A 16,483-nucleotide genomic window follows, 5' to 3' on the forward strand; every position below is an offset into this window, starting at 1 on the left:
TCGGGCGCGGGCCCGGAGGGGCGGGAGCACGATGGAGCAGCAGCAGCGCGAGCAGCAGGGCCGGCAGCAGCGGCGAGGGGGCGGCGCGAGCCTGCACCGGGACGTCGCGCCCGGAGTGCACCGGCTCGAGCACGCCTGGACGAACCTCTACCTGATCGAGGAGGCCGGCCGGCTGACCGTCGTCGACGCCGGACTCCCGAGGACGTGGCCGCACCTGATCCGTGCGCTGGAGGTGCTCGGCCGCTCGCTCGGCGACATCGACGCCCTCGTGCTGACCCACGCGCACTTCGACCACCTCGGCGTCGCCCGCAGCCTCGTCCGGCGGGGCGTCCCCGTGCACCTGCACGCGGCCGACGAGCCGCTCGCCGCGCAGCCCTACTCCTACCGCCGCCAGCGCACCCCGTTGGTGTACCCGCTGCTGCACCCCTCCGCGATCCCGGTGCTCGGCGCGATGGCCCGTGCCGGGGCGCTCGCGGTGCCGCCCGTGCACGGGACGCTGCCGCTGACCGCCGGAGAGGTGCTCGACGTGCCCGGGTCGCCCCGCGTGCTCGCGACTCCGGGGCACACCGACGGGCACGTCTCGCTGCACCTTTCCGAGCGCGACGCGGTGATCGGCGGAGACGCCCTGGTCACGCTCGACCCCTACTCCGCGCGCACCGGCCCGCACCTGGTCGCGCGCGCCGCCACCGCCGACACGGCGCTGTCCCTCGACTCGCTGCGGGTCCTCGCCGGGACCGGGGCGCGGACCCTCCTCCCCGGCCACGGCGCGCCCTGGCGCCTGGGCGTCGCGGCGGCGGCCGAGCTCGCGGCGCGGACGCCGATCGCCTAGGGCGCGCCGCCGCAGGCCGCTCGGACGCCGGTGGCCTGCCTCTCCGAACGACCCCGCCCCGCAGCCGTGGCACCATCGGAGGTGATGTCGATCCCCGGTCCCGCATGAGCGCGGTCAGCTACCAGGCCGCGTCGATCCCCCTCCGCCTGGCCAGCGCCGGCATGGTCGTCGCCCTCCCCGTCCTCGCCGTCGAGCGTCTCGGCGACGTCGCGCTCGGCGGTGCCCTGACCGGAGCGGCGCTCTTCCCCGCCGTGATCGCCGCGCCGCTGGTCGGCACGGTGCTCGACCGGGTCCGCCGCCCCCGCCGGCTCCTGGTCGGCGCCGCGCTCACGACCGCCGTCGCCTTCGCGGTCGCCGCCTTCCTCGGCGAGGTGCCGACGCCGCTCATCGTGGTGCTGCTGCTCCTCGCGGGGCTCGCGACGCCCGTCTACATGGGCGGCATGTCGAGCTTCGTCACGAGCGCCATCCCGGAGCCGCGCCGCGCCTACGCGCAGGACTCGCTCTCGTACACGGTCGCCTCGATCAGCGGGCCGGCCATCGTGGGCCTCGCGGTCGGAGTCGGGGGAGCGCGGACCGCGATGCTCGCCATGGCGGTCCTCGCCCTCATCGGCGTCGTCGGGTCGCTCGGCCTGGCGATGGAGGCCCGTCCGGCGCCGACCGTCGGCGTGCTGCGGACGATCGTCGCGGGCGTCACCCACCTCGTGCGACACCGTCCGATCGCGGTGGTCACCTCGGCGGGCACGCTCAGCCAGGTCGCGGGCGGAGCGGCGGGAGTCGCGGCGATCAGCCTCTCGGTGGAGCGGCTGGGCAGCACCGACGCAGCCGCGTGGATCCTGACCGCCTTCGCCGTGGGCGGCCTGCTCGGCGCCCTCGCCGTGGCGGCCCGCCGCTGGACCCGCCGTCCGCCGGCGTGGACCATGGGCGCCGCCTACATCGCGACCGGCGCCGTCCTCCTGATCGCCGTCCCCGACCTGGGCGTCGTCGTGGCGATCGCCGCCTTCGCGGTCGCGGGCGTCTTCACGGCCCCCTCGAACGCGGCGATGCTGCTGCTGCGCGACCAGGAGAGCCCCGCCGCCGTCCGCTCGCAGGTGTTCACGATCGGCGCGGGGCTGCGCTCCGCCGCCGCGGCCGTCGGCGCCGTGCTGGCGGGAGCGGCGTCCGGCCTCGGAGCCTCCTGGCTCGTCTCGGGGATCGCCGTGGTCTGGATCGGCTCCGGCCTGCTCCTGCGCCTGTTCCCCGCGCGCGACCGCGACTGACCCGGGCCGCGCGCGGAGCGCTCGGCGGGACCGGCACCTCCGCGCGCGGGGATCGCGATCAGGCCGCGACGCCCGCCAGCGTGCCCGTGCTCGGCCCGTTCGGGTCGGTGATCATGCAGTTGATCGTGCGGTCGCCCGTGCCCCAGCTCTCGGCGGTCGGGTAGTAGTAGCTGAAGTCGTACGCCGAGTCCTGGTAGCCGATCCCGGTGAACGACTCGAACGCCGTGACGCAGTCGGTCTCGGCCTGCTCCGTCGCGACGGACTCGCCCGGGTACTCGTCGGCGTCGGCCATCGTCAGGTTCTGGAACACCTCGTAGACGTGCGGGTCGGTGCAGGGCACGGTCGGCACGTCGGTGACCTCGGTCGCCTCCTCGCTGAGCTCGCCGTTCAGGCAGTCGCCCACGCGCAGCTGGAAGACGTCGGTCGTCCCGCCCTCGGTGATCTCCCCGGTCTCGTCGTCGCGGGTCTCGCCTCCCATCAGGCCGTTCAGGCCCGAGCAGCCGGTCAGGCCGAGGGTGAGGGCCGCGCCGGCGGCCAGGGCGAGGGCGGTTCTGCGGCGGTTCATGGCGACTCCCGGGATCAGCGGTACGGAGGTGTTCCTGTGACGACTCCCAGGCTAGAGGTGCAGGGCATCCGTCCCGAGGGGGATGCACCCGATCCGGATCTCCACTTTCCGGAGTAGCGGACGCTCAGCCCGGTCCGGTCGAATGGGGTCATGGCTCAGAAGACGGTCGCAGACCAGCTCATCGCTCAGCTCATCGACGCCGGCGTCTCCCGCATCTACGGGATCGTCGGCGACTCGCTGAATCCGATCGTCGACGCGGTGCGCCGCAGCGGCGGCTCCGAGAAGGGAGGCATCGACTGGATCCACGTGCGCAACGAGGAGGCGGCCGCCTTCGCCGCCGGCGCGGAGGCGCAGCTCACCGGGCGCCTCGCCGTCTGCGCCGGCAGCTGCGGCCCCGGCAACCTGCACCTGATCAACGGCCTCTACGACGCGCACCGCTCCTCCGCCCCGGTGCTCGCCATCGCGAGCCACATCCCCAGCAACGAGATCGGCTCGTCCTACTTCCAGGAGACGCACCCGGACAGGCTCTTCGTCGAGTGCTCGAACTACCGCGAGCTGATCTCGACCGCCGCCCAGGCCCCGCGGGTCGTCAACGCCGCGATGCGCAGCGCGGTGGCGCTCCGCGGAGTCGCCGTGGTCACCCTCCCCGGCGACATCGCCGAGCTGGAAGCGGTGGACGGCTTCCCCGCGTTCGTGCTGCCGTCGACGCCCGTCCTGGTCCCCGCCGACGCCGACGTCCGCGCCCTCGCGGCCGCGATCGACCAGGCGCGGACCGTCGCGATCTTCGCGGGCGCCGGAGTGCAGTACGCGCACGACGAGGTCGTCGCCTTCGCCGAGCTGGTGGGCGCGCCCGTCGGGCACAGCCTGCGCGGCAAGGAGTGGATCCAGTACGACAACCCCTACGACGTCGGCATGACGGGCCTCCTCGGCTACGGAGCGGCGCACGCCGGCATGCACGACGCCGACCTGCTCCTCCTCCTCGGCACCGACTTCCCCTACGAGCAGTTCCTCCCTGACGCCTCGAAGGTGGTGATCGCTCAGGTCGACAGCGACGCCTCGAAGCTCGGTCGCCGCGTCAGCGTCGCGCACCCCGTCCACGGCGACGTGGCGGCGACCCTCACCGCGCTGACCCCGCTCGTGCAGCGGAAGGACCACCGCTTCCTCGACAAGACGCTGAAGAAGCACGAGAAGCTGGTCACCGGAGTCGTCGGGAAGTACACCGAGGTCGGCACGCGCAGCCCGATCCACCCCGAGCTCGTCGCGTCCACGCTCGACGGCCTGCTCTCCGAGGACGCGATCGTCACCGCCGACACCGGCATGGGCAACGTCTGGCAGGCCCGCTACATCACCCCCAACGGGAAGCGGCGCCTGCTCGGCTCGTACATGCACGGCTCGATGGCGAACGCGCTGCCGCAGGCGGTCGGCGCGCAGCTCTCGCACCCGGGGCGCCAGGTCGTCTCGCTGAGCGGCGACGGCGGGCTCTCGATGCTGATGGGCGAGCTGGTCACGGTCGCCGCCTACCGGCTGCCCGTGACGATCGTCGTGTTCAACAACTCCACGCTCGGGCTGGTGAAGGTCGAGATGCTGGTCGACGGCTTCCCGGACTTCGCTGTCGACGTGCCGATGGTCGACTACGCGAAGGTGGCGGAGGCGATCGGCATCCGCGGAATCCGCGTCGAGGACCCGCGCGACGTGGAGGAGGCCCTCCGCTCGGCGCTCGCCGACGGCGGCCCGGTCCTCGTCGACGTGGTGACGGATCCGCTCGCCCTCTCGCTCCCGCCCACGATCACGGGCGCGCAGGTGAAGGGCTTCGCGCTGGCGGTCTCGAAGATCGTGATGAACGGAGGAGCGGGCGAGGCCGTCGCGCTGGCCCGCACCAACATCAAGCACGCTCTCCGATGATCGACGCCCGGGCGCTCGCGAGCGGCACCTGGTTCGTCCGGGGCTCCTCGCTGCCGCTCTGGCGCTCGCGGTCGGGGGTGGCGATCACGTACGCGCCGCTCCCGACCGGCGGGATCGGCGACGTCGTCAGCTGGCGCGGCCGGACGCGCTCGCACTACGTGGTCGGGATCGACACCCCCGACCCGCACGATCCGTCCGGCTTCCGCTGGCGGGGCGTCGAGCCGCTGACCCTCCTCGCCCGCAGCCGCTGGTCGTTCGTGGCCGCCGACGAGGAGGCGGGCTGGGCGCTCACCCGCTTCGCCCGGACTCCGTTCACGCCCGCCGGCGTCGATGTGTACGTCCGAGAGCCGCACCCGGCCCGCGGCGTCCTCGCGGCGGCGCTCGCCGCCTGCGCCGCCGACCCGCGCACGTCCGCGCTGCGCCCGCGCCTCTTCGAGGTCGCGCCCTGACTCCTGAGCGCGCGCCCTCCCGTGAGGCGTCACGAACGGTCGTCATCCCGCTCGGATGACGACCGTTCGTGACCCCTCGGCGGTCGTCGATGCGGAGCCCGGTCGGCGAGTGCTCGTCGCAGGCGCTCGACGGAGCGCTCGGGGTGGGGGACGAACTCGGCGCCGACGATGCGGACGACGCGGACCCCGATCGAGGCGAGGTCGTCGTAGCGGCCGAGGTCGCGCGCGAAGCGCCGGTTGCTGGTGCGGTGATCGTCGCCCTCGTACTCCCACGCGACCCGCTCCGCGGGGTACCAGCCGTCCGGACGCCCGATGAAGACCCCGTCGGAGTCGAACAGCGGCTCCTGCAGCACCGGCTCCGGGAGGCCCGCCCGCACCGAGGCGAGCCGGAACCGCGACTCCTGCCGCGACTCCGCCCCGTCGCGCACCAGAGCGAGCGCCGCGCGGAGCCGCACCGAGCCCCGACCGCGGAAGGCCGACGCGCGCTCCCGCAGGTCGGGCAGCGGCACCCAGGGCCGTCGATCGGCCGGATCGCCGACGACCGGCGTGCGCACCAGCGCGTCGCCCACTGCGACGAGGTCGCCCGGCTCGAGGAGTGCGGAGAGATGGCAGAAGAGCGAGGCCGGATCGGTGAGGGGGAGTCCGCGGCGCAGGACGCGGCGGACGTCGGGATCGGCGAGGGCGTGGCCGACGACGTTCCGGTGCCGGGGAGCGCGTCCCGGCCGGCGGACGCTGACGTGCACCGGCTCGTCCGCGGCGGCGGGCGGGAGGTCGAGCGGCCAGAGCCGCGCCGCCGTCACGTGGCTCAGGAGAGCCTCCGGACCGACCAGCGCGAGGAGCGCCTGCGCGCGCAGGCGCAGGTCGGGGTCGGGGTCGGCGGTGCGGACCCCGTGGAAGGGCCGGTGGAGGTCGGAGCTGCGGAGCCGCCCGCGGCTCAGTCCGCTCGCGCGAGCGTCATCGACGGTGAAGGCGCGGCCGCGGAGTCCGACCGGAAGCGGCGAGGGATCGTGCATCCGGCCACTGTCCCGCCTCCCGATCTTGTGAACCGGTTCTCCACAGGTCGGATCCTGCGCCCTTCTCGCTCGACCGCGTCCAGGCGTCACGAACGGCCGTCACCCTGCCCGGAGGACGACCGTTCGTGACGCCTCGGCGGGCCCCTGAAGCCCGCCGGGCGCGTCACTCGCCGAGCGTGATCGCCTGCGCCTCGACGAGCTCGGGCTCGGGCTCGTGGGCGTCGGCGCGGGCCAGGGTGCGGCGTCCGAGCAGCACGATCAGCGCGGCGACGGCGACCGCTCCGGCCGCGGCGTACATCGGGAAGGCCGGCGAGATCGCGGCGGCCAGGGCGGACGCGGCGGGCGGGGCGATCGCGCCGCCGAGGAAGCGGACGCCGGAGTAGGCGGACGAGGCGACGGAGCGGGGCAGGTCGGTCGCCTCCATCACGCACTCGGTGAGCACCGTGTTGACGACTCCGAGCAGCAGGCCGCCGACGATGATGCAGACGATCAGGCCGACGCGCGACGAGATCACGAGGCCGCCGGCGATCAGGTCGAGCGCGAGCAGCAGCAGCACCGAGCGCAGCACGACGGTGCGCGGGAGGCGCCGGGTGAGCAGCGGAGCGACGAACACGGAGGTGATCGCCACGCCCAGGCCCCAGCCGAAGAACGTGAAGCCGAGGCCCATCTCGTCCAGCCCGAGCGGGTAGGGCGTGTAGGCGAGCAGCACGAAGAAGCCGATGTTGTAGAACAGGGCGGCGCCCGCCAGCGTGCGGATGGCCGGGACCTTGAGGGCCGCGAAGGGCGCCGAGAGCGGAGTCGGAGCGGGCTTCGGGCCGTCCTCGCGCAGGAGCGTCGCGATGGCGATGAAGCCGACGGCCATCAGCACGGCGGTCCCGAAGAACGGGCCGCGCCACGAGACGCTGCCGAGGAGCCCGCCGAGCAGCGGGCCGATGGCGATGCCGATGCCCAGCGCGGCCTCGTAGAGCACGATCGCCGCGGAGGAGCCTCCGCTCGCCGCGCCGACGATGGTCGACAGCGCGGTCGAGATGAACAGCGCGTTGCCGAAGCCCCAGCCCGCGCGGAAGCCGATGACGCCCTCGACGCTGCCCGCCGTGCCGGCGAGCGCGGCGAACACCACGATCAGCACCAGGCCGATCATGAGGGTCTTCTTGGCGCCGATGCGGCTGGAGAGCCAGCTGGTGAAGAACATCACGACGCCGGTGATGACGAGGTAGCTCGTGAAGAGCAGCGAGGTCTCGGTCGGAGTCGCCTGCAGGCTCTCGGCGATGGCCGGGAGGATCGGGTCGACCAGGCCGATCCCCATGAAGGCGATCACCGCGGCGAAGGCGACGGCCCAGACGGCCAGCGGCTGCTTCAGGATCGAGCCCTGGGCGGGCGAGTGGGGGGAGGTGGTCACGGCGTGGAGCCTTTCTCGGGGGAGGAGGGGACGGGGGTGCCGGCGATCCGGGCGACGCGGGCCTCGACGAGGGTCGCGGCGCGCTCGAGGGCGAGGCGGTCGTCCTCGTCGAGGTCCTCGAACAGCGGGGCGAGGGCGGCCTCGAGGCGGAGCCGGTGCTCGGCGAGGGCGTCGAAGCCGGCGGGAGTGCCCTCGATCAGCCAGGCGCGGCCGTCGCCGGCGTCGTGGACGCGGCGGATCCAGCCGGCCTCGTCGAGACGGGCGATGATGCCGGTCATCGTCGGCTGGGTGACGCGGGCCCGCTCGGCGAGCTCGCCGAGGCGGGAGGGGGAGGCGGTGCGCAGCTCGGCGAGCGTCGACCAGACTGCTCCGGACTGCGCGCCGAGCCCGGTCGCGCCGCTCGCCCGGCCCGCGAACCGCGTGAGGGCGGTGGCGGCGGAGGCGAGACGCACGGGGGCACTGGGATCGGGCACGAGAAACAATATAGCACGCCTATGTAGTTCGATGGAGGGCGCTTCGAGTCCACCCTCCGTCGGGCGCACGCACTGACGTTCTCCTCCGCTTCTGTGACAGGATCATCCGTATTCGCGCGTCCACTCCCGCGATCACCGACGGAAAGAGAAGTCATGTCCCCCAGCGAGCACGACGTCGTCGTGATCGGAGCCGGTGCCACCGGACTCACCGCGGCGCTCCGGCTGCAGCAGCACGGACGCGACGTCGTCGTCGTCGAGGCGCGCGAGCGCGTGGGCGGGCGGCTCGAGACCCGCGTGGTCGACGGGCAGCTCCTCGAGCTCGGCGGCCAGTGGGTCTCGCCGGACCAGACGGCGCTCCTCGAGACCCTCGACGAGCTCGGCCTCGGCACCTACTCCCGCTACCGCGAGGGCGAGAGCGTCTACATCGGCGCCGACGGCTCCGCTCGCCGCTTCACCGGCGACATCTTCCCGGGGAGCGAGCGCACCGAGTCCGAGATCTCCCGCCTGATCGAGGTGCTCGACCGCCTCGTCGCCGAGACGGACCCGGCGGCGCCATGGACGCATCCGCTCGCCCGCGACTACGACCGCATCACCTTCGCCGCCTGGCTGGAGCAGCAGAGCGACGACGAGGAGGCGCGGGCCAACATCGCCCTCTTCCTCGCCGACGCCATGCTCACCAAGCCGGCGCACGCCTTCTCCCTCCTCCAGGCGCTCCTCATGGCCGCGAGCGCGGGGAGCTTCAGCAACCTGGTCGACGCCGACTTCATCCTCGACAAGCGCGTGATCGGCGGCCTCCAGCAGGTCCCGGAGCGGCTCGCCGAGCGCCTCGGCGCCGAGCGCGTCCTGCTCGGGCACCCGGTCCGCTCCGTCCGCCACGGCGACGACGGGGTCGAGGTGCGCGCCGACAGCGTCGTCCTCCGCGCCCGCCGCGCGATCGTCGCCGTGCCGCCGAACCTCGTCGGCCGCATCTCGTTCGACCCGCCGCTCCCGCGCCTGCGGCAGCAGGCCCTGCAGCACCAGTCGCTCGGCCTCGTGATCAAGGTGCACGCCACGTACGCCACGCCCTTCTGGCGCGCCGCCGGCCTCTCCGGCACCGCGTTCAGCCCGCACTCGCTCGTGCACGAGGCCTACGACAACTCGAACCACGGGGAGGAGCGCGGCACCCTGGTCGGCTTCGTCTCGGACGAGAAGGCCGACCGCGTGCTCGCGCTCGACGAGGCGGAGCGGAAGGCCGCGATCCTCGACTCGCTCGCCGCCTACTTCGGCCCGGCCGCACTCGATCCGGTCGTCTACTACGAGAGCGACTGGGCGTCCGAGGAGTGGACGCAGGGCGCGTACGCCGCGAGCTTCGACCTGGGCGGGCTGACCCGGTACGGCGCGCTGCAGCTGGAGCCGGTGGGTCCGCTCCGCTTCGGCACGAGCGACCTCGCCGCCGAGGGCTACCAGCACGTCGACGGCGCCATCCGCGTCGGCAGGCGCCTGGCACAGGAGATCATCGACGAGGACGGCGCGACCGCACCGGCCCCCCAGCGCGAAGGAGCACAGCCCGCATGAGCACCCACTACGCCGTGATCGACCCGGCCACGGGGGAGACCCTCCGCGAGTACCCGACCCTCGGCGACGCCGAGCTGACCGCGGCGATCGGCTCGGCGCAGGACGCGTACTCCTCCTGGTCGCGGACCGTGCCCGTCGCGACCCGCGCGGCGCTGATCGCCCGCGTGGCAGAGCTGCACGTCGAGCGCGCCGACGAGCTCGCGGCGATCATCGTCCGCGAGATGGGCAAGCCGCTCGACCAGGCGCAGGGCGAGGTCGGCTTCGCCGCCGACATCTACCGCTACTACGCCGAGAACGGCGAGGCCTTCCTCGCCGACGAGCCGATCGAGCTCGCCGAGGGCACCGGCTCCGCGCTGATCCGCCGCGCCGGGCTGGGCGTGCTGCTGGGCATCATGCCGTGGAACTTCCCCTACTACCAGGTGGCCCGCTTCGCCGGCCCGAACGTGGTCGCGGGCAACACGATCCTGCTCAAGCACGCGCCGCAGTGCCCGGAGTCGGCCGCCGCCATCGCCGACATCTTCCATACCGCGGCCGAGGAGCTGGACGCGCCCGCCGGCGTCTACGTGAACCTCTACGCCACGAACGAGCAGGCCGCGACCGTCATCGCCGACCCCCGGGTCCAGGGTGTCTCCGTCACCGGCTCCGAGCGGGCCGGCGCGGCCGTCGCGGAGCTCGCGGGCCGCCATCTGAAGAAGGTCGTGCTCGAGCTCGGCGGCTCCGACCCGTTCGTGCTCCTGTCGACCGACGACCTCGACAAGGCGGTCGAGGACGCGGTCGCCGCGCGCCTGGACAACAACGGCCAGTCCTGCAACGCCGCGAAGCGCTTCATCGTGATCGACGAGCTGTACGACGCGTTCGCCGAGAAGTTCACGGAGGCGTTCACCCGCGCCCAGCCGGCCGATCCGTTCGCGGAGGGCACCCTCCTCGGCCCGCTCTCCTCCTCCGCCGCGACGGAGCGCCTCGAGGCGCAGCTGGCGGCCGCGCGCGAGCAGGGGGCCACCGTCCGCGCCAGCGGCGAGGTGACCGGCAACTTCTTCCCGCCCGCCGTGCTCGAGGGCGTCACGCCCGCGATGGACGCCTACCGCGAGGAGTTCTTCGGCCCCGTCGCCGCGCTCTACCGCGTCCGCGACGAGGACGAGGCGATCGCCCTCGCGAACGACACCCCCTACGGCCTCGGCTCCTACCTCTACACGACCGACCAGGAGCAGGCGCTGCGCCTGGCGGACCGGATCGACGCGGGGATGGTCTGGATCAACCTCGTCCTCGGCGACGCGGCCGAGCTGCCCTTCGGCGGCGTGAAGCGCTCGGGCACCGGCCGCGAGATGGGCCGCCCCGCCCTCGAGGAGTTCGTGAACAAGAAGCTCATCCGCATCGCGTGAGACGGGCGCGGGCCGGGCCCCGGAGTCGATCCGGAGCCCGGCCCGCAGCCGCTCGGCCTGCGCCCGCTCACTTCTTCGTCAGCGACGACTCCTTGTGCGCGGCCTTCGCGTCGGTCTTGTCGCTCTGCACGATCCAGTAGGGCTCGTCGTCCGAGGCGTTGAACTTCTGCCCCTCGAACTGGAACTCCTTCGTCTTCTTCTCGACCAGCTCGCCGTGGGTCTCGCCCTGCGAGGTGTTCCAGCTGATCTTGTCGCCCTTCTTCACGAGGCGGCTCCTCTCTCTCGGTCGCGCCGGAGCGCGGTGGTCCCGTCGCGCGGGAGCGCGATGGTGGTGGTGACGTCGACGATCGCCGGAGCGGCGGGCGCCGACGAGAAGCCGAACCGCACGGGCGGCGAGAGCGGGCGCAGCGGGCCGAGGTCCTCCTCCGCCAGCACCGCGTGGACGCCCTCGACGCGGCGGATCGCCCGCACGCCGTAGTACTCGCGGCGTCCGTGCCCTGCCGACCCGGCCGTGCTCACTCCGCGGACGAGCAGGGAGGCGACCGGCGAGATCGCGGTCAGCCATGCCGGGTGCTCGGCGAGCGGTCGTGGAACGATCCGCAGCAGCCGGCCGAGCGGAGTGAGACCGCCGAGCTCCAGTCGCACCGCGAGCGGTCCGGCCGCGACGGACAGGCCGCCCGCGATCCTCCGCCACGACACCGGCGCGATCCGCACCTCGTCGAACGCGTACGTCGACCCGATGAAGTCCGCGACCTCGCGGGTCGGTGCGATCAGGAGGCGGTGGCCGTCGCCGTCCTCGACCATCGCGTCGGCGAACGGGCCGAAGGGGGTGTCCTCCCAGAGGCCCAGCACGATCCTCGTGCCCGAGGACGTGCCGAACCCCGCGATGCGCCCGCCGAAGCGGAGGAGCCGCGGGGTCCGGCCGGTCATCAGGAGGCCGAGCGCAGCAGCGTGAACGAGCCGTCGCGGACGATCAGCGTGGTGACCTCGCCCTCGACGACCTGCTCCGGGTCGCTCGAGGCGGCCAGCGTCCACTCGGCGCCGGGCGCCTCGGGAACGGTGAACTCGACGCCGTTCTCCGCCGCGTTCAGCAGCAGGGCGAAGCTCGCGCTGCCCTCGTGCTCGAACACGAAGGTGATCGAGCGGGCGTCGGGGTTGTCCCAGTCCTCGTCGGCGAAGCCCTGCGCGTCGGAGCGGAGGATGTCGACCGTGTCGGGGCCGCCGTCGCCGGGGGCGCGGCGGAACCACTTCGGGCGCAGCGCCGGCTCCGCGGCGCGGAGGGCGATCAGCTCGCGGGTGAAGGCGAGCAGCTCGCGGTCCGCGTTCTCCCAGTCGAACCACGAGATCTCGTCGTCCTGGCAGTAGGCGTTGTTGTTGCCGCCCTGCGTGCGGGCGATCTCGTCGCCGCCCAGGATCATCGGCACGCCGGCCGAGAGCAGCAGCGTCGCGAGGAAGTTGCGGCGCATGCGGTCGCGGCGCTCGTTGACCGCCTCGTTCTCGGTCGGGCCCTCGGCGCCGTTGTTGGAGGAGCGGTTGTCGCTCTCGCCGTCGTTGTTGTCCTCGCCGTTGGCCGCGTTGTGCTTGCGCGAGTACGCGGTGAGGTCGGCGAGGGTGAAGCCGTCGTGCGCGGTGACGAAGTTGATGCTGGAGACCGGCGAGCGGCGGTCGGCCTCGTACACGTCGGGGGAGCCGAGGACGCGCTGCGCGGTCGTGCCGAGCACCGAGTCGGCGCCGTTCCAGAAGTCGCGCACGTCGTCGCGGAACTTCCCGTTCCACTCCGACCAGTCCGCGGGGAAGCCGCCGACCTGGTAGCCGGCGGTGTCCCACGGCTCGGCGATCATCTTGACGGGCGCGAGCACCGGGTCCTGCGCGATCAGGTCGAGGAAGGCGCTGTGCACCTCGGCCTCGCCGGTCTGACGGGTGAGGGTGGTGGCGAGGTCGAAGCGGAAGCCGTCGATGTGCATCTCGGTCACCCAGTAGCGCAGGGAGTCCATGATCAGGCCGAGCGCGGCCGGGTGCGCGACGTTGAGGCTGTTGCCGGTGCCGGTGGTGTCGAAGTAGTTCGCGCGGTCCTCCTCCACCAGGCGGTAGTAGGAGCCGTTGTCGATGCCCTTGAACGAGAGGGTGGGGCCCTTGTCGTTGCCCTCGGCGGTGTGGTTGTAGACCACGTCGAGGATGACCTCGAGGCCGGCCTCGTGGAACGCCTTGACCATGGCCTTGAACTCGTCGACCTGCGAGCCGTCGTCGCCGGCGTGCGAGTACTCGTTGTGCGGCGCGAAGAAGCCGAGGGAGTTGTAGCCCCAGTAGTTGCGCAGGCCCTTCTCCTCGAGGTGCGAGTCCTGCACGAACTGGTGCACGGGGAGCAGCTCGACCGAGGTCACGCCCAGGTCGGTGAAGTGCTTGATCGCGGCGGGGTGAGCGAGGCCGCGGTAGGTGCCGCGGATGTCCTCGGGCACGTCGGGGTGCAGCTTCGTGAAGCCCTTCACGTGCACCTCGTAGACGACGGTCTCCTCGAGCGGGATGCGCGGCGCGGTGTCGCCGCTCCAGTCGAAGGAGTCGGGGTCGGTGACGACGCAGCGGGGGACCGCGTGCGCGGAGTCGGCGTCGTTGCGGGTGTCGGCGTCCTCGTAGAACTGGCCGAAGACGTCTTCGGACCAGGTGTACGAGCCCTCGATCGCGGTGGCGTGCGGGTCGAGGAGGAGCTTGGCGGCGTTGTGGCGGAGGCCGTTGGCGGGGTCCCAGGGGCCGTCGACGCGCAGCCCGTAGCGGGTGCCGATGCCCATCTCGGGGACGAGGCCGTGGAAGACGTGGCCGGTCCGCTCGGTGAGGGCGACGCGGGTCTCTGCTCCGGACTCGTCGAAGAGGCAGACCTCGACGCTGTCCGCGGTCTCGGAGTAGACGGCGACGTCGGCGCCGGCGTCGCCGCGGAGGGAGACGCCGAGGGGATACGGGAAGGAACGGGGGGATGCGGGCATGCGTCCATCCTGACCGGGCGGCTCCGGGAGCTTCGCGCCCTTGTCGCCGCGCCCGCCTCCCGCTAATCTTCCAGGCCCTCCCTTCGACACGGCGCCCTCCGCGGGCATATAGTCAGCTGGCTTACTAAATCGTCGGAGGAGAGCGTCGTGCGCAACCGCAAGTGGATCGGGCTGGTCGTCATCAGCCTCGGAGTGGCGACGATCATCGTCGACTCGACCATCGTCAACGTCGCCATCCCGTCGATCGTCGCCGATCTCGGGATCACCTCGACCCAGGTGCAGTGGGTGCAGGAGTCGTACACGCTCGTGTTCGCCGCGCTCCTGCTGGTCTTCGGCACCCTCGCCGACCGCTGGGGCCGGCGCCGCATGCTGATCGTCGGCGTCTCGCTCTTCGCGCTCTCCTCCGTCGCGGCGGCCCTCGCTCCGACCGGCGACCTGCTGATCCTCTCCAGGGTCGTGCAGGGCGTCGGAGGAGCGATGGTGCTGCCGACGACCCTCTCGCTGATCAACGCCACCTTCCGTGGGCGCGAGCGCGCCATCGCCTTCGCCGTCTGGGGCTCGACCATCGGCGGCATGACCGCGGTCGGCCCGCTGCTCGGCGGCTGGCTCACCACCGACTTCTCCTGGCGCTGGGCGTTCGGCATCAACATCCCGCTCGGCGTGATCATCGTGGTCGGAGCGCTGCTGTTCGTCGACGAGTCGCGGCAGCCCGACGGGCGGCGGGTCGACCTCGGCGGCGCCGCGCTCTCGATCATCGCCTCCGCCTCCCTGGTGTTCGCCCTGATCGAGGGGCGCACCCTCGGCTGGTGGGGCGTCGACGAGCCGCTGAGCGTCGGCGGCTGGAGCTGGCCGCTCGGCCTCTCGCCGGTCCCGATCGCGTTCGCCGTCGCGGTGCTCGCCGGGGTCGCCTTCGTCCTCTGGGCGCGGGCCCGCGAGCGCGCCGGGCGCTCGGCGATGCTTGCGATCGGGCTCTTCCGCCTCGCCTCGTTCCGCAACGGCAACCTCGCCGCGATGATCGTCTCCCTCGGCGAGTTCGGGATCATCCTGGCGCTGCCGATCTGGCTCCAGAGCGTCCTCGGCTACACGGCCGTGCAGACCGGCCTGGTGCTCCTCGCGCTCGCGCTCGGCTCCTTCGTCGCCTCGGGCTTCGCCGGCGCCTTCGGAAACAGGGTCGCGCCGGTGCTGATCGTGCGGGTGGGCCTCGCGGCCGAGATCGTCGGAGTCGCGGGCATCGGCCTGGTCGTCTCCGACTCCACCCCGTGGTGGGCCCTCGTCCCGTTCCTCGCCGTCTACGGCTTCGGCGTCGGCCTCGCGACGGCGCAGCTGACCGGGGTCGTGCTCCGGGACGTTCCCGTCGAGCTCAGCGGGCAGGGCTCGGGCACGCAGTCGACCGCACGGCAGATCGGCTCCGCCCTCGGCATCGCCGTGCTCGGGACGATCCTCTACACCTCGACCGCGGGGGTCCTCACGACCTCGCTCGAGCAGCAGGGCCTCCCCGCGGAGCAGGTGGCGACCACCGTCGACGCGGTGGTCGACTCCTCCGGTGCGGCGATCGCCGGGCTGGCCGCCTCACCGGCCACCGCCGACGCGGCCCGGGCGGCGGGCGAGGCGTTCTCGGACGGCACCCGCTACGCCGCCTTCGCGGCCGCCGGGTTCCTCGCCGTCGGCTTCCTGGCCACGCTCTCGCTCGGCCGACCGGCCGAGGAGGAGGAGACGGTGGTCAGCTCAGCGGAGCCGAGTCGTCGGCGGTGAAGACGATCTTGCCGATCGTGCGGTCGGCGCCGGTCGCTCGGCGCGACAGCACGTCGACGACGTCGCCCAGAGGATGCACGGCGCCCGGCCGGGGCCGCAGCTCACCGGAGGCGGCGAGCGAGACCGCGCGCCCGATCCGCTCCGCCGTCGCCACCACGATCATGTTGCGCACCCGTGGGCGGTCGCGGCGGACGAGGCCCGTCGCCTGCGAGACCAGCGCCGGACCGCTCGGCACCAGCGTCGCGATGCGCCCGCCCTCGGCCAGGAGGATCGCCGCGTCGTCGACCGGCAGGTGGCCGGAGACGTCGACGACCACGTCGAAGCGGCCGCCCAGCACCCCGAGGTCGAGCGCGCGGTAGTCGTGCGGCTCGGCGCCGAGCGAGCGGAGCAGGTCGGCGGAGGCGGCCGAGCCTGTGGCCGCGACCGTGCAGCCCGCCCGCACCAGCAGCTGGATCGTCGGATCGCCGATGGCTCCCGAGCCGCCGCTGACGAGGACGCGCTCGCCGGCGCGCACGTGCAGTGCGTCCACCAGGCCCACCGCGGTGCCGCCCGACATCGCGAGCGTGACGGCCTCGACGAAGCCGAGGGAGTCGGGCATCGGGACGAGCGAGCGGCTGCGGGCGATGGACGCGTCGGCGAAGGCGTCGCCGTCGCGGGTCATCCCCACCACGCGGTCGCCGATCGCGACCGAGTGCGACCCCGGGCCGAGCGCCTCGACGGTGCCGGCGATGTCGAGGCCGAACCCGTAGGGACGGGAGCGGCCGACGGCCATGATCCGCGCGGAGCCGGACAGGATCTTCTCGTCGGTCGCGTTGATGCTCGCCGCGCGCGTGCGCACCAGGACCTCGCCGCGACCCGGCATCGGCACCGGCGCCTCCCGCCACGAGAGCAGATCGGGCCCGCCGAACCTGTCGTACCCGAGTCGTCGCATGTCGCT

General features: G+C 73.2%; 15 protein-coding genes. 7 read left to right on the top strand and 8 right to left on the bottom strand.

The window, feature by feature from the left end:
- Positions 1–31: 31 nt before the first annotated feature.
- Together C5C54_RS03625 and C5C54_RS03630 are read left to right on the top strand one after the other, a co-directional pair.
- A complete protein-coding gene (locus C5C54_RS03625) occupies positions 32–829 on the top strand; it encodes an MBL fold metallo-hydrolase (RefSeq protein WP_104262791.1) in 798 nt (265 codons plus the stop codon).
- A 104-nt stretch (positions 830–933) separates the two neighbouring features.
- On the top strand, positions 934–2,085 hold the full coding sequence (locus C5C54_RS03630) for an MFS transporter (RefSeq protein WP_104262790.1): 1,152 nt from the start codon (positions 934–936) through the stop codon (positions 2,083–2,085).
- 58 nt (positions 2,086–2,143) lie between these two features.
- Here the strand turns inward: C5C54_RS03630 and C5C54_RS03635 are convergent, their stop codons facing one another.
- Positions 2,144–2,650 carry a septum formation family protein gene (locus C5C54_RS03635; RefSeq protein ID WP_104261346.1) on the bottom strand — a complete coding sequence of 169 codons (507 nt, stop codon included), beginning with the start codon at positions 2,648–2,650 and terminating at the stop codon, positions 2,144–2,146.
- Positions 2,651–2,800: 150 nt separating this feature from the next.
- On the opposite strand from C5C54_RS03635, the gene C5C54_RS03640 reads away from it, so the two are divergent.
- Positions 2,801–4,552, top strand: a complete 1,752-nt coding sequence (locus tag C5C54_RS03640) for a pyruvate dehydrogenase (RefSeq protein WP_104287823.1) — start codon at positions 2,801–2,803, stop codon at positions 4,550–4,552.
- A complete protein-coding gene (locus C5C54_RS03645; protein WP_104225142.1) occupies positions 4,549–5,001 on the top strand; it encodes a hypothetical protein in 453 nt (150 codons plus the stop codon). Before C5C54_RS03640 ends, C5C54_RS03645 begins: the two co-directional genes overlap by 4 nt.
- A 29-nt stretch (positions 5,002–5,030) precedes the next feature.
- Here C5C54_RS03645 and C5C54_RS03650 read toward each other — a convergent pair whose 3' ends face one another.
- The 3 genes from C5C54_RS03650 to C5C54_RS03660 form a co-directional block, all read right to left on the bottom strand.
- A complete protein-coding gene (locus C5C54_RS03650; protein ID WP_104287824.1) occupies positions 5,031–6,014 on the bottom strand; it encodes a hypothetical protein in 984 nt (327 codons plus the stop codon).
- A gap of 163 nt (positions 6,015–6,177) precedes the next feature.
- Positions 6,178–7,413, bottom strand: coding sequence for an MFS transporter (locus tag C5C54_RS03655; RefSeq protein WP_104226092.1), 1,236 nt, complete (start codon positions 7,411–7,413; stop codon positions 6,178–6,180).
- Positions 7,410–7,886 carry a MarR family winged helix-turn-helix transcriptional regulator gene (locus C5C54_RS03660; protein WP_181068404.1) on the bottom strand — a complete coding sequence of 159 codons (477 nt, stop codon included), beginning with the start codon at positions 7,884–7,886 and terminating at the stop codon, positions 7,410–7,412. Before C5C54_RS03660 ends, C5C54_RS03655 begins: the two co-directional genes overlap by 4 nt.
- Positions 7,887–8,039: 153 nt before the next feature.
- Here C5C54_RS03660 and C5C54_RS03665 point away from each other — a divergent pair, with 153 nt between their 5' ends.
- Both C5C54_RS03665 and C5C54_RS03670 read left to right on the top strand, forming a co-directional pair.
- Positions 8,040–9,440, top strand: coding sequence for an NAD(P)/FAD-dependent oxidoreductase (locus tag C5C54_RS03665; RefSeq protein ID WP_104262785.1), 1,401 nt, complete (start codon positions 8,040–8,042; stop codon positions 9,438–9,440).
- Complete coding sequence (locus C5C54_RS03670; protein ID WP_104262784.1) at positions 9,437–10,819, top strand: NAD-dependent succinate-semialdehyde dehydrogenase; 1,383 nt, start codon at positions 9,437–9,439, stop codon at positions 10,817–10,819. The genes C5C54_RS03665 and C5C54_RS03670 overlap by 4 nt, the downstream gene beginning before the upstream one ends.
- 67 nt (positions 10,820–10,886) lie before the next feature.
- On the opposite strand, the gene C5C54_RS03675 is transcribed toward C5C54_RS03670, so the two are convergent.
- The 3 genes from C5C54_RS03675 to glgX are packed head-to-tail and all read right to left on the bottom strand — an operon-like array spanning position 10,887 to position 13,794.
- Complete coding sequence (locus tag C5C54_RS03675) at positions 10,887–11,084, bottom strand: DUF2945 domain-containing protein (RefSeq protein WP_056866275.1); 198 nt, start codon at positions 11,082–11,084, stop codon at positions 10,887–10,889.
- Complete coding sequence (locus C5C54_RS03680) at positions 11,081–11,749, bottom strand: hypothetical protein (protein ID WP_104262783.1); 669 nt, start codon at positions 11,747–11,749, stop codon at positions 11,081–11,083. Before C5C54_RS03680 ends, C5C54_RS03675 begins: the two co-directional genes overlap by 4 nt.
- On the bottom strand, positions 11,749–13,794 hold the full coding sequence (gene glgX, locus C5C54_RS03685) for a glycogen debranching protein GlgX (RefSeq protein WP_104246955.1): 2,046 nt from the start codon (positions 13,792–13,794) through the stop codon (positions 11,749–11,751). Before glgX ends, C5C54_RS03680 begins: the two co-directional genes overlap by 1 nt.
- 147 nt (positions 13,795–13,941) lie before the next feature.
- On the opposite strand from glgX, the gene C5C54_RS03690 reads away from it, so the two are divergent.
- Entirely contained in the window at positions 13,942–15,546 is a 1,605-nt protein-coding gene (locus tag C5C54_RS03690; protein WP_104287826.1) for a DHA2 family efflux MFS transporter permease subunit, read from the top strand.
- Here the strand turns inward: C5C54_RS03690 and C5C54_RS03695 are convergent.
- Positions 15,515–16,477: an NADP-dependent oxidoreductase gene (locus C5C54_RS03695; protein WP_104226099.1), complete on the bottom strand. Its 963-nt coding sequence runs from the start codon at positions 16,475–16,477 to the stop codon at positions 15,515–15,517. The genes C5C54_RS03690 and C5C54_RS03695 overlap by 32 nt on opposite strands.
- Positions 16,478–16,483: the final 6 nt, after the last annotated feature.

The organism is Rathayibacter sp. AY1F2, assembly GCF_002930885.1.
GTDB lineage: Bacteria > Actinomycetota > Actinomycetes > Actinomycetales > Microbacteriaceae > Rathayibacter.